The sequence below is a fragment of the Geobacter sp. AOG1 genome, assembly GCF_019972315.1.
Lineage (GTDB): Bacteria > Desulfobacterota > Desulfuromonadia > Geobacterales > Geobacteraceae > Geomobilimonas.
The window spans coordinates 2,226,273-2,248,113 of the sequence record NZ_BLIZ01000001.1; the positions used below are offsets into that span (position 1 = coordinate 2,226,273).

Here is a 21,841-nt window from a genome sequence, read left to right on the forward strand (position 1 = left end):
GACGGCATGACCGAAACAAAGACGGTGTTGCTTACCGGCGGGACCGGGTTTCTGGGCAGCAATTTGCTGATGAAACTGGTTGACCGGGGTTATCGGCTCATCCTCCTGGCACGATCCCATTCTGACATGACACGGTTGAAAAGCGTGCTGGACAGGATAGTCGTGCACCGTATCGGTCACTGTTCCCTGGATGACATCTTCGCCAATGAAAAAATAGATATAATCATTCACTGCGCAACAAATTACGGGAGGAACCAGAAGGACCCCACCGATCTTCTGGAGGTCAACCTCATGCTTCCGCTGGGTCTTTTGCAGCTGGGGATAAAGCATAAGGTACCCTGTTTCATCAATACCGATACCATTCTCGATAAAAGGGTAAATTTTTATTCCCTGTCGAAAAATCAGATGAAAGAATGGCTCAAGGTGTTTTCAGGGGAAATAACAAGTATCAATGTGGCGTTGGAGCATTTTTACGGACCCGGGGACGATGACTCCAAGTTCGTCACCAACGTTATCCACCGGATAGCGGATAACGAAGCCGAAATCGACCTGACACCGGGGAGACAGAAACGGGACTTTATCTACATCGACGATGTGGTGGAGGCCTTCCTCTGTATAATCGAGCACTGCGGGACCTTGGGGAAAGGGTTTCACCCTTTTGAGATAGGCTCCGGTGACTCCATTGAAATACGGGAGTTTGTGGCGCTCGTGAAAAAGCTTGCGGGGAATGAGTGCAGCCATTTGAATTTCGGGGCGCTTGATTATCGTAAGAACGAGGTGATGGTTTCTGAGGTGGACCTTTCGGCAATTCATCGGCTTGGCTGGAGCCCCCGGTTTTCTCTGGAGGAAGGGTTACTGATAACAATCAAACGGGAAAAGGAGAACAGACGCAGGTGAAAATTCTTATAACTGGCGGCAGCGGTTTCCTGGGGAGCAATCTGGCGGCACATGCCCTGGGAGAAGGTGACGACCTTCTGGTATTTGACAATCTTTCCCGGAAAGGTTCCGTGGAGAATCTCAAGTGGCTCGAGTCCCGGGGCGAATTCCGGTTTGTCCATGGCGACATCCGTAACCAGAACGATGTGGTGCGGGCGGTGTCGGAATTCAGGCCCGATGTGGTTTTTCATCTTGCCGGCCAGGTTGCCATGACGACGTCCATTGCCAATCCGCGGCTTGATTTCGAGACGAATGTCATGGGATCCCATAACCTTCTCGAAGCAGTTCGCCTGCACGTACCCGAAGCGGCGGTCGTCTATTCATCTACCAATAAGGTTTATGGAGACCTGGAACAGTTTTCGTACCGTGAAACCGAAACCCGTTATGTCTGCACCGAAAAACCGCATGGGTTCGACGAGACCACCCCCCTGGAGTTCCATTCCCCCTACGGCTGCTCGAAGGGGGCTGCCGACCAGTACATGCTCGACTATGCACGCATTTTCGGCCTGAAGACCGCCGTCTTCAGGCACTCTTCCATGTATGGAGGTCGCCAGTATGCCACTTACGACCAGGGGTGGATCGGCTGGTTCTGCCAGAAAGCGGTGGAGGCTAAAAGAGGGACGGCAGGTGAGCCGTTTACTATTTCCGGTAACGGCAAGCAGGTACGGGACGTGCTGCATGCCGAGGACATGGTGCGGCTCTATTTTGCCGCTGCAGAGAGGATCGATTCCGTAAAAGGAGAAGCGTTCAATATCGGCGGGGGGATGGACAACAGCCTTTCCCTTCTGGAACTTTTCGCTATCCTCCAGGATATATCCGGCGCGCCTCTCAACTATATACAACTACCCCCCCGGGAGAGTGACCAGCGGGTTTTTGTGGCGGATATCGTCAAGGCGGAGCGGTTCCTGGGGTGGAAGCCGAACGTGGATGCTGTTACGGGGATTGGGAAAATGGTGGACTGGATCGAACATGGCAAATAACATCACCCTGAGCGTCGTGCTCCCGTCCTATCTTGAAGAAGAAAATCTCCGATTGATCCTCCCCCGTCTCCATGATGTGCTGGAAAAACTGACCGATGCCTATGAGATCCTCGTGGTCGATACGATGACCCCCCTCGACAACACGGTGGACGTCTGTCTGCAGAACAGCGTCAGGTACATCAACAGGGAAGGCGGCAATTCCTTTGGCGATGCGGTCAGGACAGGAATCGCGCAGGCACGTGGGAAGTATCTCCTCTTCATGGATGCCGACGGTTCACACCCTCCAGAGTTCATCCCTAACCTTTATCGCCATGTCGGAGATCACGATGTCGTGATCGCGTCCCGTTACGTAAAGGGTGGGTATACCGAAAACCCCTGGGTCCTTGTTTACATGAGCAGGGTGCTCAACTTGATCTATTCGGTGGTGCTCAATCTCAAATGCAAGGACGTATCCAACAGTTTCAAGATATACCGGGGTGAACTGCTCAGACCACTCAAACTTTATTGCGATAATTTCGACATCGTTGAAGAACTGCTGTACAAACTGAGTAAGCAGAACAAAGGTATCTCTATCAGAGAAGTCCCATTCTCCTTCAAAAAAAGGATGTTCGGAAAAACCAAGAGAAGTCTGTTTGTTTTTATAGTTTCATACCTGTTTACTCTGCTGAAGCTGCGGTTTGGTAAATAGGGCAATATATCTTTATACGTCACTCCTATCCCATAACCAAATGTTGAGATTTGCAATGAACAGCTTATATACAAAAATTAGGTTTTACCTTATCTTGTTCATTTTCCCACTATTAGGCTTATGTTTTGTAGGTATAATATCTTCTTATATTGCAAAATATTGTTTTGTGCTCTATCGCAACAAGGTCTCTTATCATTATCTGGATTGGGTATATCTTTTTCCGTATTATAATGCCAAGTTGTACGATTTAGTATTATTTATAACATTCTTTACATTATCATTCCTCTTTATAATATTATGTACCGTTATATTGAACATATTTAGAAAAGAAGCCTCAAAAGATTTTCATGATAATCCTTTAGACCTAAAATTATCACTTCCTTCGTTTATTGGTAGAAATATATGCGAGATGTATAATGTATTTTGTTCTCAAAAATATATTAAATCTACAATATCATTATTTAACAACAAGTATTTATCGTTTAATAACGCATGTGTTTTAATTATTATACTGCTCAGTTGTTTGTTTTTTAGCGATATATCTCCATTTATTAAAGGCGATGTAAAAGTATTCAATGAATATATCGATTTTAGTGAGACTGTATTTGTTCAAAACCAATCCTTAGATAGTATAAAATACATAAAGAATAATTTATTATACCCTCGTTACCAGAATATAGATGAATTCCTAGCGGATAATTCTTCCCAATCTGAAACCCAGAATGATCCAAATATTACTAACTGGATGAAAAAAATTGAAAGTAATAGAACAAACGAAGAGTTTATAGCGAAATCTCTTTATGAATATCAATTCCAAACGTCATATTCCAGTTATGAATTAATACAGTTTCAAACGATAAATCCAATCAATATGTGGATGAAAGGTGTTCCATACAACAAAACTGGTGGTTTGTATGGCTTTGCAACCTTAGGAGCAATGAAAACATATTTTGATACTGTAGGATTCAATTTTAAAAAATGGTTCACTTTAATATATTCAATCTATCCGCTATATATATTTGGACTCGCAATAGCTGCCTTAGTATATTTTAGATCATTACTTGTTGGAACATTTGTATTAATTACTACACTTTTGTTCACTTTTTATAATGTCCCTTTGGGATATTTCATAATTGTAACTGGACAGATGCCCGTTAATCCTATTAGGCATTTGTTTGAAATACCTATAATAATATTCATTGGACTATACATTGATAATAAAAAATACTACAACTTACTTTTAGTAAATATTGTTTCTGCAGCAGCTGTTTGGAGTTCTCCTAATTTCGGATTGATTTTGGCTCTATCTGTGAATTGTACATTGCTAATTGTTGTTTTAGTGGATAAAAATTATAAGCATCTACTTCTGCTAACGTTAACCGGAATATCTGTTTTAATATCGTTTTTGTTTATACCAAATGTTGACCACGGAGGAATCAAATATTTTCTCGATGGGCATTTTGGCAATCCTATCCCAATAAAATTCTCTATAATTATTTTTACTGTTTATTCAATGCTTGCTCTACTATTGATGTTAGTGTCAGTAGTTGGACAGAAAAACAAAGTTTATTACTTGGCTCTTTTTCTAACACCATATACATATTTGATGCTGTATCATTTCATTTGGCATGGAGATTTACACAGCTTAATTCACGTTTGGCCCACATTTTGTTTATTAGTTCTTTCGTCTTTAATAATGATTAAAGGGTTGTTTCTAACTGACAAATACGATAATAGCGTCATTTCAATCCTAATACTTATTTCTTTAGTATATTTTGTCCAAACATATAAAGCCTTTAACAAGACCGAATCAGATTACTTGGATACATTTAAGAATCATCAATTATACGAATGGAATTTGGGAGCAGTAAATTATTCGACGACAGGATCACCTCGTTATTTAGAAAACGCAGTTCATCTCATTCATAAATACTCAAAGGAAGAAGGCGGAATTTATCTCATTTCAAGATATGATTTTATATTACCCGTAGTATCTAACACATACAGCAAAATGTTCTATCCTTGTTTGCAATGGTGGCTTTTTTTACCAGAAGAGAAAATGAATGTGTATAAAGATTTAATGCAAGCCAAACCAGAAATCATCTATATTGATTCTGATATTTTACTAAATGACCAATTATGGACTGTCAATAATTATATGTCGATAAAATATCCTCATTTCAATAAAGATAATAAGACTCGTTTGTCAAGATTTAAGGAACTTCGCGATATTTATTTTATGATTGCACCTTATTATGAACTAATAGAAAAAGGAGATATTATCTCTGTTTATAAAAGAAAAAAGATGTCAAGTATCACTACTGCACCGACACTCCAAAATTGAATGAGCGAAACTTGTGTCCAAAACAATGCTTATGCGCGAAGGATCCACATCTATGTCTCTTGAAATAACTGGCAACATGTCTAAATCGCTTCACAATGGCAACATCCCAGATATCATTGTTGACAATTGCCGTTTTGGTGAGCTCAATATGTCAGTAGCGCTCAAAACTCTCCTTATGGCAGCAGTGATTTTGCGGGGATTCCGGTTATGAGCGAACCTGTGTGCCCGAACGGTGCTAACAAACTGAAAACAATCAGTACGATAGTGATAATCGGTTTTACTCTCTCGGTTATCTTTCATTATATTTTGGCAAATTACTGTGGGCTTGAGCGTTACTTCTACCGGACGTTTCTTTTTGACCCCGCGGATAGATTCAACGATTTCTACAATATTTATCGGGCTACGGGGAATCTCGATCCCTACTCCGCACCGGTGAGCGTCTATTTCCCGCTCACCTTCATCGTGATGTACCTCTTTACCTTGTTTAACGAGCATTTTGCCTTTGCCTTGTTTCTAGCACTGTTCGGTGGGTATTTTGTTTGGTACATCTTTCGGAATATGCCGACGGTCCCCATTTCGGACAGATGGATGAGCGTGTTTGTCCTCACGTTCATGTCCTATCCCGTATTATTTAACTTTGACCGCGGCAATGTGGAAGCATTCGTGTTCATCTGCATAACCCTGTTCATATACTTCCACCGGAAAGGTCAGGACCTGCCGGGTGTGCTCTTCCTGTCCCTGGCAATTGCCATGAAGCTGTACCCCGGCGTGTTTGTCGTCCTCTACTTGGCAGAGAGAAAATACCGGAACATTATTGTTACTGCCTGCACGACTGCCGTCATCTCCCTGGCAAGTGCCGCCATGCTCAATGGGGGGATTCTTCACTCTCTCGAAGGGCTGCGGAGAAATCTGGCGGGCTTTAACACCACCTACCTGATTACAAAAGAAGGGCTCCAGCACAACTCCTCCCTCTACGGAGTCATCCGGATGATTGCCAAGCCTCTTCCCCAAGTGCAGCCGTTTATCGACCATTACACGGTCATTGCCCTGGCTTTTTTCGTGCTGGTAGCAGCGTATATTGTGCTAAAAGAGGATATACTCTGGAAAAAGGTGGCCCTTCTGGTATTCTCCATGATACTTCTTCCCCAGGTCTCTTTCGATTACAAACTGATACATCTTTTTGTGCCGACGATGCTGTTTATCAACACGGGTCACTCTTCCCGGTTTACCAGGGTATTCGCAGTCATGTTCGGCCTGATGCTCATCCCGAAGGATTATATCCAGTTGGGACACGCTATCAGCATAGCCGTTCTTCTCAACCCCCTTTTGATGGTTGGGATTGCCGTACTCATCCTGCTCGAGCGGTTTGAACGGAGCCCCCGATGAACATACTCCTTACCGGTGGCAGTGGCTTTATCGGCCGAAACATCCGAGAACAGTTGTCCGGCAGGTACACGGTCATCTCCCCCGGTCACCGGGAACTCGACCTGACGGATGAAGTGCACGTGCGGGAATTTTTTCTCCGCAATGACATCGACGTGGTCATCCACGGTGCCGTCAAGCCGGGGCATCGCAATGCGGCAGACCAGTCGGGGCTGCTCGATGCCAATACGCGGATGTTTTTCAACCTCATGGCCAACGCGGACAGATTCCGGAAGATGATCTTTCTCGGGTCGGGCGCGGTGTACGACATGCGCCACTACAAGGCCAAGATGGAGGAAGGGTACTTCGGTACCCATATCCCTGTCGATCCCCACGGATTCTCAAAGTATATAATCGCCAAGTATCTGGAGCACCGTCAGAATGTGGTGAAACTCCGCCTGTTCGGCGTCTTCGGCAAGTATGAGGACTACGCTATCAGGTTCATCTCCAACGCGATCTGCAAGGCGCTGTTCGATCTTCCCATCACCATCAAGCAGAACAGGCACTTCGATTACCTCTACATCGACGATCTCATGCCGGTCCTGGAGCACTTTATCGAGAACCGGGCTGAACATGTCGCCTACAACGTCACCCCCGATGCGGCGGTCGACCTCTATTCCCTTGCGGAAATGGTGCGGTGCAGGTCAGGGAAGGATCTGCCTATTGTCGTCGGCGAACCGGGACTCGGACCGGAGTACAGCGGTGACAACAGGCGACTACGTGCAGAAATTCCGGGACTGACGTTCACACCGCTCGTCGAGGCTATTGACCGGTTGTATGGATGGTATGAGAATCGTAAAGACTCTCTCAACAGAGAGCTGTTGCTCACGGACAAATAGGCGGACATGCCGTGAGTCGGAATCTTCAGGAAAGTCACTAACAATTGAGAGCTCATTAACATGAAAATTAAGGTTTCGGACTATATAGCCAGTTTTATGGTTGAAAACGCCATTACCGATCTGTTTACCGTGACCGGCGGCGGGGCCATGCATCTGAACGACTCGTTCGGTAACCACCCAAAGCTGCATTCCATCTATAATCATCACGAGCAGGCCTGTGCCATTGCCGCCGAAGCTTATGCGCGTTTGACCGGAAAGATTGCGCTGGTCTGTGTGACCAGCGGGCCGGGCGGAACAAATGCCCTTACCGGTGTTATGGGGGGATGGGTTGATTCGATTCCCATGTTTGTCGTATCGGGACAGGTAAAATTCTCCACAACGATTGCCTCAACCTCTGTCCCCTTGAGACAATTGGGGGATCAGGAGTTCAATATCGTGGATGCCGTGAGGTGCATGACGAAGTATTCCGTCATGGTTACTGACCCGGAGTCGATAGCGTACCACCTTGAGCGTGCACTCTTCCTTGCTACCCATGGCAGACCTGGGCCGGTCTGGCTCGATATCCCGTTAAATGTGCAGGGAGCTACAGTTGAAACAGATTCTCTCAAGCACTACGACCCCAAGGAGGATGCGGGAGAGATCCTTCCCCCCCCCTCGAACAGTGTGTATGAAGAACTGCTTGACAGAATAAGAGCCGCAAAAAAACCGGTAATTCTTGCCGGCAGCGGGATTCGTCTTTCCGGCGCATACGAATCATTCGTTGAGCTCCTCGACTATCTCCATGTCCCCGTTGTCACCGCATGGAACTCCCACGACGAACTTTGGGACGATCATCCGTTGTATGGCGGGCGTCCTGGAACAATTGGCACGCGTGGCGGTAACTTTGTAACTCAGAACGGTGACCTGCTTCTTTCGCTTGGCTGCAGGATGAATATCCGCCAGATAAGCTATAATTGGGAAAATTTCGCTAAAAATGCGTATCTTGCGGCCGTTGACATCGATGAAGGCGAGCTTAAAAAGCCGACCCTGTCGGTAGATATGCCGATTCATGCCGATCTTGCCGATTTTTTGCCGGGGCTTCTTGCTGCGGCAAAAAGAACCCCGATACGGTGCAATGACAAGTGGCTGATGTGGTGCAGAGAGATGCATCAAAAATATCCTGCGGTGTTGCCCGAATATTATACGACTAATTCACCGGTTAACCCGTACGTCTTCATGGACAAACTTTCCCGGCATCTGGAAGAAGGGGATGTTACCGTTACCGGTAACGGTAGTGCCTGCGTCTGCTCATTCCAGGCCATGATCGTGAAAAAGAACCAGCGCCTTTTCACCAATTCCGGTTGCGCAAGCATGGGATACGGACTCCCTGCGGCACTTGGTGCTGCGGTAGCCAGAAGAGGTGAGCGTGTAATTTGCCTTGACGGCGATGGAAGTATTCAGATGAACATTCAGGAATTGCAGACGATCATCCATAACTGGCTGAATTTGAAAATCTTCTGGTTGAACAACGATGGGTACCACTCTATTCGTCAGACTCAGACCAATCTCTTTGCTGCGAGGTTCTGCGGTGTCAATGCATCAAGCGGTATCAGCTTTCCCGATGCTGAAAAGATTGCGTCTGCATATGGGTTTGAATTTATCAGAATTGATGCTATAGACACCATAGATGAAAAAATTGGGAAAGTCCTTTCGTCGAGGAACCCGGTACTCTGTGAAGTGCTGCTTGATCCGGCACAGGGGTTTGCGCCGAAGCTCTCCGCTCGTTCGCTGCCTGATGGAACGATGGTTTCGCCTTCGCTGGAAGATATGTTCCCGTTTTTATCAGAAGAAGAAATGAAAACAGATGTATACAAGGGGTAGAATATGAGATCCATACGTATTCTTGATTGTACTCTTCGCGACGGCGGCTTTGTCAATGACTGGAATTTTGGTCTGGGGAGCATGAAAAGCATTATCAGTCGTCTTGACAAAGCCGGCATTGATATGATCGAAATCGGTTTTATCGATGAACGTCGTCCCTATGACCCCGACAGGTCTATTCTGCCCGATAGCGGTTCGATTTCTCCCCTGCTGCGAGGACTCGATATCGATAACGCGATGATCCTCGCGATGATCGATTATGGTACCTGTGATATCAGCAGAATATCGTTGCAGAAGGATTCGTGTATCGACGGTATCCGGGTAATATTCAAGAAAAAAGATCAGGACGCGGCCCTTGAGTATCTGGCTCAACTACAGGAAAAGGGCTACAAAACATTTGTGAATCCCGTTTCGATTACCGGGTATTCAGACGGCGATGTCATCAGTCTTATCGAAAAAATCAACAAACTCGACCCCTATGCTGTTGCCATCGTTGACACGTACGGCCTTATGCATAGCAAGGAGCTCCTGCATTATTACCAGCTTTTTGATACCTATCTGAACAAGTCGATAACCATTGGCTATCATGCCCATAACAACTTTCAGCTGGTATACGCCAGTTCCATTGAGTTATGCGAACTTGAAAGTGACCGTAACCTCGTCATTGACAGTTCCCTTTACGGCATGGGGAAAGGGGCTGGAAACGCAAACACTGAACTGATCGCAATGTTCTTCAATGAAAATTTTTCCAAAAACTATGCGATAGAACACCTGCTTGAAGCGATTGATGTTGACATACTGAAAGAGTACGCAAAAGCCCCTTGGGGATACTCTCTCTTATACTATCTCGCTGCATCGAACGATTGCCATCCAGAATATGTAAAATACCTCCTTGCCAAGAAAACTCTGGCAGTAAAATCGGTAAACGATTTGCTTGAAACGTTACCGGAAGGAAACAAGCTGTCATTCAACAAAGAGCTTATTGAAAAAAAATATCAGGAACATCAAAATGTCTCGTGCAATGATGAAACCTCGTACCTTCGTCTTGCAAAAGATATAGAAAATAGAAATATTTTGCTTCTTGGCCCTGGAGCATCCATCATAAATGAGTCTGACAGTATTGTGTCGTATATTGATAAATATAAACCTGTAGTAATATCTATCAATTTTATTAACGATCTATACCCTATTGATTATGTATTTATGGGGAATTCGAAAAGGTATAGCCAGTTTTTTCATAGGATTTACGGTGATGGTATAAATGTCAAAGTAATTTGTACATCCAATGTATCACCATCAAGCAAGCAAATAGATTATATTTTCAACTATGGGGCATTAACTAATGATACAGAATCAGTACGTGACAATCCGTTGCTTATGGTCATGAAGATTTTGAAAAAATGCGCTGTACAGGAAATAGTGCTTGCGGGATTTGACGGGTATACTGACAATAATGAACAGAATTATTACAGCGATTATATCCCTTTGTTGTATTGCCAGGATGACGTATTGAAGAGGAATAGTGCAATGACTGAATGCATCAAGGCTATCGGTAAAGACATGAGCATTTCCAGCCTTACAAAAACCATGTATTTGTGAGTCGATACCCTGTCTGAGCTGTTCTGTCAAAATAGCCCAACCACCTTGTGGCTCGTTGTATCCGTTATATTTCTGGACAAATAATGAACTGAAAGATAGTTACGACGACGCTGATACATTAAGTAGCTATAAGTCGGAGGTAAATAGTAATGTTAGGTCGAACGGCCTTGATAACGGGTGCATCCAGAGGGATCGGCAGAGCTATTGCTGATCTCTTCAGATCCCAGGGGGCGACTGTACTGGTACCAAACCGGCAGGAGATGGATCTCGCATCGACCGAATCGATCGAACGGTATTGCGCGGGCTTGGGGGAGAGGGTCGATATTCTGGTGAACAATGCGGGGATCAACCCCCTGGCTGCGGCCGGTGAGTTCAGTGACGCCGACCTGGCCGGGACCCTGCAGGTCAACCTGATCGCTCCCATGGTTCTGCTCCGGGCACTTTCTCCCGGCATGGCAGAGCGGGGGTACGGCCGTATCGTCAACATAAGCTCCATCTGGAGCGGAGTCTGTAAGCCCCGCCGGTTTGTCTACGCAACCACCAAGTCGGGGATCAACGGCATGACTCGCGCGGCAGCCGTGGAACTGGCCGGATCGGGGGTGATGGTCAATGCGGTGGCGCCGGGCTTCGTGGCTACCGAGTTGACGCGCCAGAATAATTCGGAGGATGAGCTGCGCAAGATAACCGAGAACATCCCCGCTGGCCGCCTTGCGGAACCCAAGGAGATTGCCGAGGTCGTGGCGTTTCTCTGTTCGTCCCGCAACAGCTTTATCGTCGGCCAGACCATATTTGTGGACGGGGGGTTCACGTGTCAGTAATCACCATTCATTCCAATGTACGGGACTACTCGGTCCATTTTCAGGACAGCGCGCGATTTATCCAGGAGTTTTCGCGGTTTCCCGAGCGTCTGTTTGTCATTGATGAAAATGTCTGGCGGCATTACGGTGGCGGTTGCCTCAGCTGTATTCCCGAAGGTGAGCGGATGGTGTTTTCGGTTAGCGAGGAGCGGAAGGGGCTGGACAGCGTCATGGAGATCTACGATCGGCTGATGGACCGGGCTGCCAAGAAAAACATGACGCTCATCTCTCTCGGGGGGGGAATCGTCCAGGACGTGACAGGATTCGTCGCTTCCACCCTGTATCGCGGCCTCAACTGGGTATTCGTCCCTACAACCCTGCTGGCCCAGGCCGATAGCTGTATCGGCAGCAAAACATCGCTTAACTACAAGCGGTTCAAGAATCTGATCGGCACCTTCTATCCTCCTGCCGAAGTGCACATCCATTCACCCTTTCTCCAGACCCTCGAAGAAGCCGATTTTCTCAGTGGTCTGGGGGAGGTGGTCAAACTCCACCTGATGGGGGGAGAGAAGACGGCCGCGGCTCTCGCAGGGAGCCTGCCGGCGGTGCTGGAACGGAACCCGGACGCCCTGCTGCAGGCCACACGGACATCCCTCTCCATCAAGCTCAGCTACATGGAGGGGGACGAATTCGACACCGGTCGGCGCAATCTCCTCAACTTCGGGCACTGTTTCGGCCATGCCCTGGAGACGGTCAGCAGTTACGCCATCCCCCACGGACAGGCGGTGGTCATCGGCATGCTGTTCGCGAATATCGCCGCGGTGCAGCGCGGTCTGCTCGCCCCGTCACTCGCCAGCCACCTGGCCGATGTTCTCCTCAGGAAGAGTCTGTCGATTCCGCTTCGCAAGGAGTATTTCGGGAGCGATGCCATCCTGGCAGCGATGAAGCAGGACAAGAAACGAACCGGCGACGGGTTGGTGGTCGTCATGATGAGGAGCGATTATACGTTCGAGAAACTGACGGATTATTCCCCCGATGAACTGGTCGCGACAACGGCCGAATTGATGGAATCGCTACGGGTGTCGTAACGGCGGTTCCCGCACGAAATTGAACCACTGGATAGAATATTCCCATGCGTGTCCTGATTATAAAAATGAGCGCCTTGGGCGACATTATCCATGCCCTGCCGGTCCTTGACTACCTGCACCGGGTGTCGCCCGGGATTGAGATTGACTGGGTGGTGGAGGAGCAGTTCCAGGAGATACTCGCCGACAACCCGCTCATTGCCCGGCTGCATCCTGTCCGGACCAAGGTCTGGCGCAAGCAGCCGCTGGCGAAACAGACGCGGCACGAGATCGGCCAACTCAGAGCCGCTCTGCGAGAGAGAGCGTACGACCTGGTGTTCGACATCCAGGGGAACCTGAAGAGCGGTCTGATAGACTGGTTGAGTGGCGCGGAGAACATTATCGGTTTCTCCTCCGATGTTCTCCAGGAAAGGGTCAATCTCTTCTTCACGACGCGCCAAGTGCCGATCCGGCCCACGGACCACCATGTGACCGACCAGTACCTGCGGCTGGTCAGCATCCCCTTCGCCAAGGATTTCGCCGGCTTGGCGCTGACGACTGACATCGTCACCTCCCCCGAGGATGACGGTGCGGCGGATGCGCTCCTTGCAACCCTGGATGACGGGCTAGTGCTCCTATTCCATTACGGGACCACGTGGCAGACCAAGTTCTGGACGGAAAGCGGCTGGATCGAGTTGGGGCGGGCGGTCCTCGAAAAATTCCCCGCCTCCTCGATCCTCTTTTCCTGGGGAAACGAGGAGGAGCGGCAGGTAGTGACTCGACTGGCCGCGGCGATCGGGAATGGCGCGCGCGTCATCGAGCGCTATTCCCTGAAAGGGCTGGTTGCCCTGCTGAAGAAAGTGGACCTGGTGGTCGGAGGGGATACGGGGCCGGTGCACCTGGCTGCCGCGGTCGGAACGCCGACAGTTTCCTTCTACCGGGCTTCGGACGGCAGGAGGAGCGGGCCGAGGGGAAAGGGGCACGGAATCGTGCAGGCGCCCCGCCACTGCACCAAATGTTTCCGCACGAAATGCGACGACGACCAGTCCTGCCGGGAAAGCATCCGGGTTGCCGCACTGCTGAAGGAAATCGAACGACTGCTGACCGCCACGCCCGCCCAATCCCCCTGATCCTTTTTTCGACTATCCGATTCGTTTTCGCATTAATCCTGATATAATCTATTGTCTGAAGACGTATGGTTAGTGTCTGTATGGGCTGAATTGCGTTGAATAAATGGAGCTCATGGGGTATAGTACACCACTTAAAAATAGCTGCGGCCCTGCCTGCACGAGCGCTATGGAAATGAACCGGCACAGAAGGGATTGAGCATGAAAAAAGCACTGATCACCGGCATTACCGGCCAGGACGGTTCGTACCTGGCGGAACTGCTTATCCAGAAAGGGTACGAGGTGCACGGCATCATCCGCCGCTCGTCCTCCTTCAATACCGGCCGGATCAACCACATCTATCACGACCCCCATGAGGCGGGTGTCCGGCTGTTTCTCCACTACGGCGACCTGAACGACGCCAGCTCCCTCAACAAAATCCTACGGGACGTGCGGCCGGACGAGATCTACAACCTGGGGGCCCAGAGCCACGTGCGGGTCTCCTTTGATGTCCCCGAGTACACGGGGGAGGTGGATGCCCTCGGTGCGGTGCGGATACTGGAGGCGATCAGAGAGACCGAGATCAATACGAAATTCTATCAGGCCTCCTCCTCCGAACTCTACGGCAAGGTGGTGGAAACCCCCCAGAGAGAAACTACCCCGTTCTACCCCCGTTCCCCTTACGCCTGTGCCAAGGCGTACGCCTTCTACATCACCATGAACTACCGGGAAAGTTACAACATGTTTGCCTGCAACGGCATCCTCTTCAATCACGAGTCGCCGCGACGTGGGGAGACCTTTGTCACCCGCAAGATCACCCGTGCGGCTGGCCGGATCAAGGTAGGTCTGCAGGACCGGCTGTATCTGGGGAACCTGGACGCCAAGCGGGACTGGGGGTTTGCCGGTGATTACGTGGAGGCGATGTGGCTCATGCTGCAGCAGCCTGAGCCGGACGACTACGTGGTGGCGACCGGCGAGACTTGGTCGGTCCGCGAGTTCGCCGAGCGCGTTTTTGCCCGGCTCGACATGCCCATCGAGTGGCAGGGGCATGGTGTCCAGGAGAAGGGGGTGGACGCGAGGACAGGCCGGGTGCTCATCGAGATCGACCCGAAATACTTCCGCCCCGCCGAAGTGGATCTCCTCCTGGGAGACCCGACCAAGGCGAAAACAAAGCTTGGCTGGGAGCCGAAGGTCGACTTCGGCGCCCTGGTGAATATGATGGTGGATGCGGACCTCTCCCTGGCGGAAAGGGACAAGAGGGCAAATGGATAAGTCTGCGCGCATCTACGTGGCAGGTCATCGCGGCCTTGTTGGCTCTGCGATAGTACAGAGGCTGCAACGGGACGGCTTTACCAATCTCATTCTCCGGACGAGCAGCGAACTCGACCTGAGGGACCAGGGGGGTGTGGCCCGGTTTTTTGAGGACGAGCGGCCGGAGTATGTCTTCCTCGCTGCCGCCAAGGTGGGAGGGATCGTTGCCAACAACAGCTACCCGGCGGAGTTCATCTACGACAACCTGATGATCCAGACGAATGTCATCCACCAGGCCTGGCGAAACAGTGCCAGGAAGCTCCTCTTTCTCGGCAGCACCTGCATCTATCCAAAGCTTGCCCCCCAGCCGATCAAGGAGGAGTATCTCCTCACCGGCCCCCTGGAGCCGACCAACGACGCCTATGCCGTCGCCAAGATCGCCGGCATCACCATGTGCAAGTCATACAATCGTCAGTACGGTACCTCTTTCATCTCCGCCATGCCGACCAACCTCTATGGCCCCCGCGACAATTTCGACCTGGAAACCTCCCATGTTCTTCCGGCCCTCTTGCGGAAGTTTCACGATGCCAAGGTCGCCGGCGCGGACAGGGTGGTGGTCTGGGGGACCGGGGCACCGCTGCGGGAATTCGTGCACGTTGACGACGTGGCCGACGCCTGCGTCTTCCTCATGACTCGCCCCGACGAGGTAATCGCTTCACTCCTTGCCCCGCATACCTCACCCGGGTTCGTCAACATCGGCAGTGGCGAAGAAATCAGCATCGGGGATCTGGCGCTCCTGATCAAGGAGATCGTCGGTTTCAGCGGCGACCTGGCCTTCGATGCGAGCAAGCCGGATGGCACTCCCCGCAAACTGTCGGACGTTTCTCGTCTGCACGATCTCGGCTGGCGTCATCGACTGGAACTCCGTGAAGGGATACGCGCCACCTACGAGTGGTACCTCAGCGAGGCGGGCAGATAGAATGGGAAAGGTCCTGGTCACCGGCGCAGCAGGTTTTATCGGCTTCCACCTGGCGAAGCAGTTACTGGCGCATGGCCATGACGTGGCCGGCCTGGACAACCTCAACGACTATTACGACGTGACGCTCAAGACCGCCCGGCTGCGGCTGTTGGAAGAGAACCCCCGTTTTCGGTTCATCATGGCCGACCTCGTGGACCGCGCAGCCATGGAGCGCCTCTTCGCAGAGGGAGGTTTCCAGGTGGTCGTTCATCTTGCCGCCCAGGCCGGGGTCCGGCATTCCCTCACCAATCCCCATGCCTACGTCGACAGCAACCTGGTAGGCTTTCTCAACGTCTTGGAAGGATGCCGTAACCACCAGGTCCGGCACCTCGTCTTTGCTTCCTCCAGCTCTGTCTATGGCGCCAACACCAGCACTCCCTTCTCCGTCCATCATAATGTGGACCACCCCGTCTCCCTCTATGCCGCCACCAAAAAGGCCAACGAACTGATGGCCCACTCCTACGCGAGCCTCTATGGCCTGCCGACCACCGGGCTTCGCTTCTTCACCGTTTATGGACCTTGGGGGCGGCCGGACATGGCCTACTTCTCCTTCACCAAGGCGATCCTGGCCGGTCAGCCGATCGATGTCTTCAACAACGGCAGGATGCAGCGGGATTTTACCTATATCGACGATGTTGTCGAGGGTGTGGTGCGGGTCATGGACAGGATTCCCTCTCCCGATCCGTCCTGGAACGGCGCCCGGCCCGATCCCGGGACGAGCTATGCCCCGTACCGGATTTACAACATCGGCAACAACCGGCCTGTGGAACTCCTGTATTTCATCGAGGTACTTGAGGAATGTCTCGGGAAAAAAGCGGTGAAAAATCTGCTTCCCATGCAGGCGGGGGATGTCCCTGCCACCTGTGCCGACGTTGACGACCTGATGCGGGATGTTGGGTTCAAGCCGGCAACCGGCATCGAAGAGGGGGTTGGACAGTTTGTGGCGTGGTATCGGGCCTATTATGGCGTGAAAATGGCCCCTGCGGCTGGATAATCGATGTCGTAGGCTGGTATGTCCAGAATTTCGATGGGAGGAACCATGATAAAGAGCATGACCGGTTACGGCAAGGGGGAGGTCATTGCACCCCACGGCCGGATAAGCGTGGAGATCCGGTCGGTCAATCACCGGTACGGAGAGATATCCGTCAAGCTGCCGCGGGGGCTTATGCCCTTCGAGAACGAGGTGAAGAAATGCATCGGCGAGCGGCTCAAGCGGGGGAAGATCGAGGTATTCGTGCAGCGGGAAGGGGTGCTGGATGCCGCGGCCCGGCCGACGGCCAACCTGCCCCTGGCCCTGGCCTATTTCGAGGCGCTGGGTGAGTTGCGTGACACCCTGGGGCTGACCGAGCCGGTCAGTCTGCAGTTGGTTGCCGGTCAACGGGACGTGCTGACCACGGGGGAGAGCGAGACCCCTGCCGAAACACTCCAGGTGGAACTGCTGGCCGCGGTTGAACAGGCGGTGGGGGCACTGGAGGAGATGCGGTCGCGGGAAGGGGATGCGCTCCTCGCCGATCTGCGGAGCCGGCGGGAGAGCCTGACGGCCCTGATAAGCAGGATAGGAGGACGCGCGCCGGTGGCGGTGGCCGAGAGTGCGGCACGCCTGAAGGAGCGGGTGGCCCAGCTCCTGGCCGATACCTCTCTCGACGAGGGACGGCTTGCCCAGGAAATTGCCATCATGGCCGACCGGAGTGATGTCACGGAGGAACTGGTACGCTTCAACAGCCATCTTCTGCAGTTCGACCGGGCGTTGCAGCTGGCGGAACCGGTGGGGCGGAAGTTGGACTTTCTCCTCCAGGAGATGAACCGGGAAGTGAACACCATCGGTTCCAAAGGGGGGGATGTGGAAATAACCCCGCTGGTTGTGGAATTGAAGGCGGAACTTGAAAAGATACGGGAGCAGATCCAGAACATCGAGTAAATCGGAGACCGGGAACCGGGGATCGGTAAGAATTTTACCGGTCCCGGATACCTGGTCCCTGGTCACCGGGGTTATTCATGAAACGTGAAGGCGTTCTCTATATAATTTCCGCACCGTCGGGCGCCGGCAAAACCACGCTGTGCAAGGAAGTCATTGACATTTTCCCGAACCTGCGGCATTCTGTCAGCTACACGACGCGCTCCCCCCGCCCCGGCGAGGTCCACGGAATTGACTACTTTTTCGTCTCCACCGAGGAGTTCCGGAGGATGGTGGTGGAAGGTGAATTTGCCGAATGGGCCGAAGTGCACGGCAACCTGTACGGTACCGCCATCAAGACCTTGGAAGAGTACCGCCGGAACGGTGTTGATGTCATCCTCGACATTGACTGCCAGGGGGCCCGGCAGCTGAAAGAGCGCTATCGGGGTGGGGTCTTCATCTTCATTATGCCTCCCAGCTACAATGAACTGCGTCGCCGCCTCGACTGCCGCAACGCGGACAGCGAAGAGGTGATCGCGCGACGCCTGCAGGGGGCGGCGGCGGAAATCCGCGAGTCTCGCTGGTACGATTACATCATAGTCAACGACGTGTTCAGCACGGCAGTAGAGGAGTTCAAGTCGGTCCTGCTGGCGGAACGGTGCCGGACCTCCCGTGTGCTGGAAGCCGTTTCTGAAATGTTTGATGTTCAGGGACCGGGGACTAGGGACTAGGATGGATTACGGATTACGGGTCCCGGATAACGGGTTCCGGCTTTTAAGAAAGGAGTAATAATGGCAAGGGTAACTGTTGAAGATTGTCTGGAGAAGGTAGATAACCGGTTCCTGCTGGTGATGCTGGCGTCAAAGCGGGTAAAGCAGCTGTACAAGGGTGCCAAGCCCCTCATCGATAACCGCAGCAACAAGAACGTCGTCCTCGCCCTGCGGGAAATTGCCGCCGGGAAAGTCAGTTTTGAAATAACCTCTCGAAAGAGCCGTTAATTTTCGCGGCATAACGGGGCTGGAGCTTAAACGCTTCCGCCCTTTTTTTGTCTCTAGCACAGCAAACATCCGAACGCAGACCACATCTGCGTGTAGCGAATTTACGCAGATTCAAAACCTTTCCAGGGTTGACCCGAAGAACGTCAACTGATTCCCGTTTATTTTGTATTGGCGTTAATCCGATTTTGTCCGCGTTAATCTGTGTTCAATCGTTTTTGTTTGTTATTCAATTTCCCTGCTTTTCTGATCCACCCAGGTTTGCCCCATGATCAGGCTTAACGACATTCTCGACAAGGTGACCGCCTATAACCCCTCCGCCGATCTGGATCTGGTGAGGAAGGCCTACGTCTTCTGTGCCAAGGTCCACCAGGGGCAGACGCGCCTTTCGGGGGAGCCGTACCTCGTCCACCCCATGGAAGTTGCTGCGATCCTGGCCGACCTGAAGCTGGATGTGCCGACCGTCGTGACTGGGCTTCTCCACGACACCATCGAAGACACCCTTACTACCCACGAAGAGCTGGTGGCCAATTTCGGCGAAGAGGTAGCCAGCCTGGTGGATGGGGTCACCAAGATCAGCAAGATCCACTTCAAGACCAAGGAAGAGAGCCAGGCGGAGAATTTCCGCAAGATGCTCCTCGCCATGGCCAACGACATCCGGGTTATCCTCGTCAAGCTTGCCGACCGCCTTCACAACATGCGCACCCTCCAGTACCAGCCGGAACCCAAGCAGCGGAGCATCGCCCGGGAGACGATGGACATCTACGCCCCCATTGCCAACCGGCTCGGCATCTCCTGGATCAAGAGCGAGCTGGAAGACCTCTCCTTCCGCTACCAGGACCCCCAGGTCTACTACGATCTGGCCTCCAAGGTGACGAAGAAGAAAAAGGAGCGGGAGACCTTCGTCCAGGAAGTCAGGGACATCATCGCTGCGAAACTGGCTGAACACGAGATCAAGGGGGAGGTGTCGGGGCGGAGCAAGCACCTTTATTCCATCTTCCGCAAGATGGAGAACCGCAACGTCGATATCGACCAGATCTACGACCTGATCGCCATCCGCATCCAGGTGGATGACATCCGGGAGTGCTACGAAGTCCTCGGCATTATCCACTCCACCTGGAAGCCGGTTCCCGGCCGTTTCAAGGACTACATCGCTATGCCGAAGGGAAACATGTACCAGTCCCTCCATACCACGGTGATCGGTCCGTTCGGCGAGCGGATGGAGGTGCAGATCCGGACCGCGGAGATGCATCGGGTCGCCGAGGCAGGGATTGCGGCCCACTGGAAGTACAAGGAAGGGAAGGGGTACGACGAGAAGGATATCAAACGTTTCGCCTGGCTCCGTCAGCTCCTGGAGTGGCAGCAGGAGCTCCAGGACTCTCGGGAGTTCATGGACACGGTCAAGGTGGAACTGTTCCCCGAGGAGGTCTACGTCTTCACCCCCAAGGGTGATGTGAAGGGTTTCCCCAAGGGATCCACCCCCATCGATTTTGCCTACAGCGTCCATACCGACGTGGGGCACCGCTGTGTCGGGGCCAAGGTGAACGGCAAGCTCGTCCCCCTCAAATACGAATTGAAGACCGGCGACATCATCGAGGTCGTCACCTCCCCCCATCACACCCCGAGCAAGGACTGGCTGAAGATCGTCAGGAGTTCCCGGGCCCGGAACAAGATCCGGGGATGGATCAAGACCGAGGAACGGAAGCGGAGCATCTCCCTCGGCCACGAGATCGCCGAAAAGGAGTTCCGCCGCTATTCCCTCAACTACGGCAAGCTCCTCAAGACCGGCGAGCTGAAGAAGGTGGCGGGGGAGTTCGGTTTCGTCCATGAAGACGACCTGATGGCCGCCGTCGGCTATGGCAAGCTCTCCATAAACCAGGTGCTCGGCAAGCTGATTCCGGCGGAACGGCTGGAACAGCACCAGGAACGCAAGGAAACCCGACTCGGCAAGGTCTTCGACAAGCTGACCCGCAAATCGTCCAGCGCCATCAGCATCAGCGGAGTGGAGGACGTGCTGGTCCGTTTCGGCAAGTGCTGCAACCCGGTTCCCGGCGACGACATCGTCGGCTTCATCACCCGCGGGCGGGGGGTGACAGTGCATACCGCCGACTGTCAACTGGCCCTGGAGAGCGACCCGGAGCGGCGCATCGACGTCGCCTGGGAGAAGGCCAAACGGTCCGCCCTGCCGGTCAAGATCAGGGTCTTCTGCTACGACCAGAAGGGCATTCTCGCAGGGATTTCCCAGGCCATCGCTAACAGTGAATCCAACATCACCAGCGCCTCAATTCAAAGCACCGTTGACAAGCGGGGGGTGAACCTGTTCGAGGTGGAGGTAACGGACCTGGACCACCTGAAGCGGGTGCTGACGAGCATCATGAAGGTGGAGGGGGTCATCAAGGCGGAGCGCATCAAACACTGAAGGGTGACGCCACTTTTCCGCAATCTCTGCGTTGCCCTGCGCAGCCCCTTGACTTGCGACAATTCTAAAGGAATTGGACAGCGAAGGCTGCCCGCAGGGTGAGGCCACAGATCGAATCAATAATTGGCTTTTCCGGAAACAACGGCAAGGAGGGGAACATGACCAAGATGGTAATTGCTACTGAGAAGGCGCCGCAGGCGATTGGACCGTATTCCCAGGCCGTTAAGGCGGGGGGATTTCTTTTTCTGTCCGGCCAGATTCCGCTTGACCCGGCAACCGGTGTTATTCGGGAGGGGGGTATCACGGTCCAGACCGAGCTGGTAATGGAGAACATCGGGGCGGTACTGGCCGCGGCAGGGCTCGGTTTCGACGATGTGGTGAAGAGCACCATCTTCCTCACCGACCTGGCCAACTTCGCCGTGGTTAACGAGATTTACGGCAGGAGATTTGGTGCGGAGCCGCCGGCCCGCTCCACGGTGGAAGTGAAGGGTTTGCCGCGGGGCGTCGGGGTGGAGATTGAGGTTATCGCGCTGGCAAACTGACGGTTCAAGGTTCTACGTTCAAAGTTTACAGACAAAAAGCCGCTAACGCTCAGGGCGTTGCGGCTTCAGGTGGTTATAACCTTGAAT

19 protein-coding genes are annotated in these 21,841 nt (G+C 52.0%); all 19 read left to right on the forward strand.

From position 1 onward, the window contains the following. The first annotated feature begins 6 nt into the window (after nucleotides 1-6). The 19 genes from LDN04_RS10185 to LDN04_RS10275 all read left to right on the forward strand — a co-directional run bounded on the left by LDN04_RS10185 (nucleotide 7) and on the right by LDN04_RS10275 (nucleotide 21,754). Nucleotides 7-897, forward strand: a complete 891-nt coding sequence (locus LDN04_RS10185) for an NAD(P)-dependent oxidoreductase (RefSeq protein ID WP_223909685.1) — start codon at nucleotides 7-9, stop codon at nucleotides 895-897. After that, on the forward strand, nucleotides 894-1,916 hold the full coding sequence (locus LDN04_RS10190; protein ID WP_223909694.1) for an NAD-dependent epimerase/dehydratase family protein: 1,023 nt from the start codon (nucleotides 894-896) through the stop codon (nucleotides 1,914-1,916). The genes LDN04_RS10185 and LDN04_RS10190 overlap by 4 nt, the downstream gene beginning before the upstream one ends. After that, on the forward strand, nucleotides 1,906-2,604 hold the full coding sequence (locus LDN04_RS10195; protein WP_223909697.1) for a glycosyltransferase: 699 nt from the start codon (nucleotides 1,906-1,908) through the stop codon (nucleotides 2,602-2,604). Before LDN04_RS10190 ends, LDN04_RS10195 begins: the two co-directional genes overlap by 11 nt. A 310-nt stretch (nucleotides 2,605-2,914) precedes the next feature. Next, complete coding sequence (locus LDN04_RS10200) at nucleotides 2,915-4,948, forward strand: hypothetical protein (protein WP_223909700.1); 2,034 nt, start codon at nucleotides 2,915-2,917, stop codon at nucleotides 4,946-4,948. 207 nt (nucleotides 4,949-5,155) lie between these two features. Beyond that, nucleotides 5,156-6,334, forward strand: coding sequence for a glycosyltransferase 87 family protein (locus LDN04_RS10205; RefSeq protein ID WP_223909703.1), 1,179 nt, complete (start codon nucleotides 5,156-5,158; stop codon nucleotides 6,332-6,334). Continuing rightward, nucleotides 6,331-7,209 carry an NAD(P)-dependent oxidoreductase gene (locus tag LDN04_RS10210; RefSeq protein ID WP_223909706.1) on the forward strand — a complete coding sequence of 293 codons (879 nt, stop codon included), beginning with the start codon at nucleotides 6,331-6,333 and terminating at the stop codon, nucleotides 7,207-7,209. The genes LDN04_RS10205 and LDN04_RS10210 overlap by 4 nt, the downstream gene beginning before the upstream one ends. Before the next feature lie 60 nt (nucleotides 7,210-7,269). Beyond that, nucleotides 7,270-9,069: a thiamine pyrophosphate-binding protein gene (locus LDN04_RS10215; protein WP_223909709.1), complete on the forward strand. Its 1,800-nt coding sequence runs from the start codon at nucleotides 7,270-7,272 to the stop codon at nucleotides 9,067-9,069. A 3-nt stretch (nucleotides 9,070-9,072) separates the two neighbouring features. Beyond that, entirely contained in the window at nucleotides 9,073-10,668 is a 1,596-nt protein-coding gene (locus LDN04_RS10220; protein ID WP_223909720.1) for an aldolase catalytic domain-containing protein, read from the forward strand. A 149-nt stretch (nucleotides 10,669-10,817) separates the two neighbouring features. Then, on the forward strand, nucleotides 10,818-11,486 hold the full coding sequence (locus tag LDN04_RS10225; RefSeq protein ID WP_223909723.1) for an SDR family NAD(P)-dependent oxidoreductase: 669 nt from the start codon (nucleotides 10,818-10,820) through the stop codon (nucleotides 11,484-11,486). Next, nucleotides 11,477-12,553 (forward strand): AroB-related putative sugar phosphate phospholyase (cyclizing), encoded by a 1,077-nt coding sequence (locus LDN04_RS10230; protein WP_223909726.1) that lies wholly within the window; start codon nucleotides 11,477-11,479, stop codon nucleotides 12,551-12,553. Before LDN04_RS10225 ends, LDN04_RS10230 begins: the two co-directional genes overlap by 10 nt. A gap of 44 nt (nucleotides 12,554-12,597) precedes the next feature. Beyond that, complete coding sequence (waaC, locus tag LDN04_RS10235) at nucleotides 12,598-13,659, forward strand: lipopolysaccharide heptosyltransferase I (protein WP_223909729.1); 1,062 nt, start codon at nucleotides 12,598-12,600, stop codon at nucleotides 13,657-13,659. Nucleotides 13,660-13,857: 198 nt separating this feature from the next. Continuing rightward, entirely contained in the window at nucleotides 13,858-14,907 is a 1,050-nt protein-coding gene (gene gmd, locus LDN04_RS10240) for a GDP-mannose 4,6-dehydratase (RefSeq protein WP_223909731.1), read from the forward strand. Next, nucleotides 14,900-15,865 carry a GDP-L-fucose synthase gene (locus LDN04_RS10245; RefSeq protein WP_223909733.1) on the forward strand — a complete coding sequence of 322 codons (966 nt, stop codon included), beginning with the start codon at nucleotides 14,900-14,902 and terminating at the stop codon, nucleotides 15,863-15,865. Before gmd ends, LDN04_RS10245 begins: the two co-directional genes overlap by 8 nt. A gap of 1 nt (nucleotide 15,866) precedes the next feature. Then, nucleotides 15,867-16,898, forward strand: a complete 1,032-nt coding sequence (locus LDN04_RS10250; protein WP_223909735.1) for an NAD-dependent epimerase — start codon at nucleotides 15,867-15,869, stop codon at nucleotides 16,896-16,898. A 45-nt stretch (nucleotides 16,899-16,943) separates the two neighbouring features. Then, nucleotides 16,944-17,822, forward strand: coding sequence for a YicC/YloC family endoribonuclease (locus tag LDN04_RS10255; RefSeq protein WP_223909741.1), 879 nt, complete (start codon nucleotides 16,944-16,946; stop codon nucleotides 17,820-17,822). A 77-nt stretch (nucleotides 17,823-17,899) separates the two neighbouring features. Next, entirely contained in the window at nucleotides 17,900-18,529 is a 630-nt protein-coding gene (gmk, locus tag LDN04_RS10260) for a guanylate kinase (protein WP_223909744.1), read from the forward strand. 60 nt (nucleotides 18,530-18,589) lie between these two features. Beyond that, nucleotides 18,590-18,796 carry a DNA-directed RNA polymerase subunit omega gene (gene rpoZ / locus LDN04_RS10265; protein WP_223909747.1) on the forward strand — a complete coding sequence of 69 codons (207 nt, stop codon included), beginning with the start codon at nucleotides 18,590-18,592 and terminating at the stop codon, nucleotides 18,794-18,796. A 265-nt stretch (nucleotides 18,797-19,061) separates the two neighbouring features. Beyond that, on the forward strand, nucleotides 19,062-21,212 hold the full coding sequence (locus LDN04_RS10270) for a bifunctional (p)ppGpp synthetase/guanosine-3',5'-bis(diphosphate) 3'-pyrophosphohydrolase (protein WP_223909750.1): 2,151 nt from the start codon (nucleotides 19,062-19,064) through the stop codon (nucleotides 21,210-21,212). A gap of 158 nt (nucleotides 21,213-21,370) precedes the next feature. Continuing rightward, on the forward strand, nucleotides 21,371-21,754 hold the full coding sequence (locus LDN04_RS10275; RefSeq protein WP_223909753.1) for a RidA family protein: 384 nt from the start codon (nucleotides 21,371-21,373) through the stop codon (nucleotides 21,752-21,754). Nucleotides 21,755-21,841: the final 87 nt, after the last annotated feature.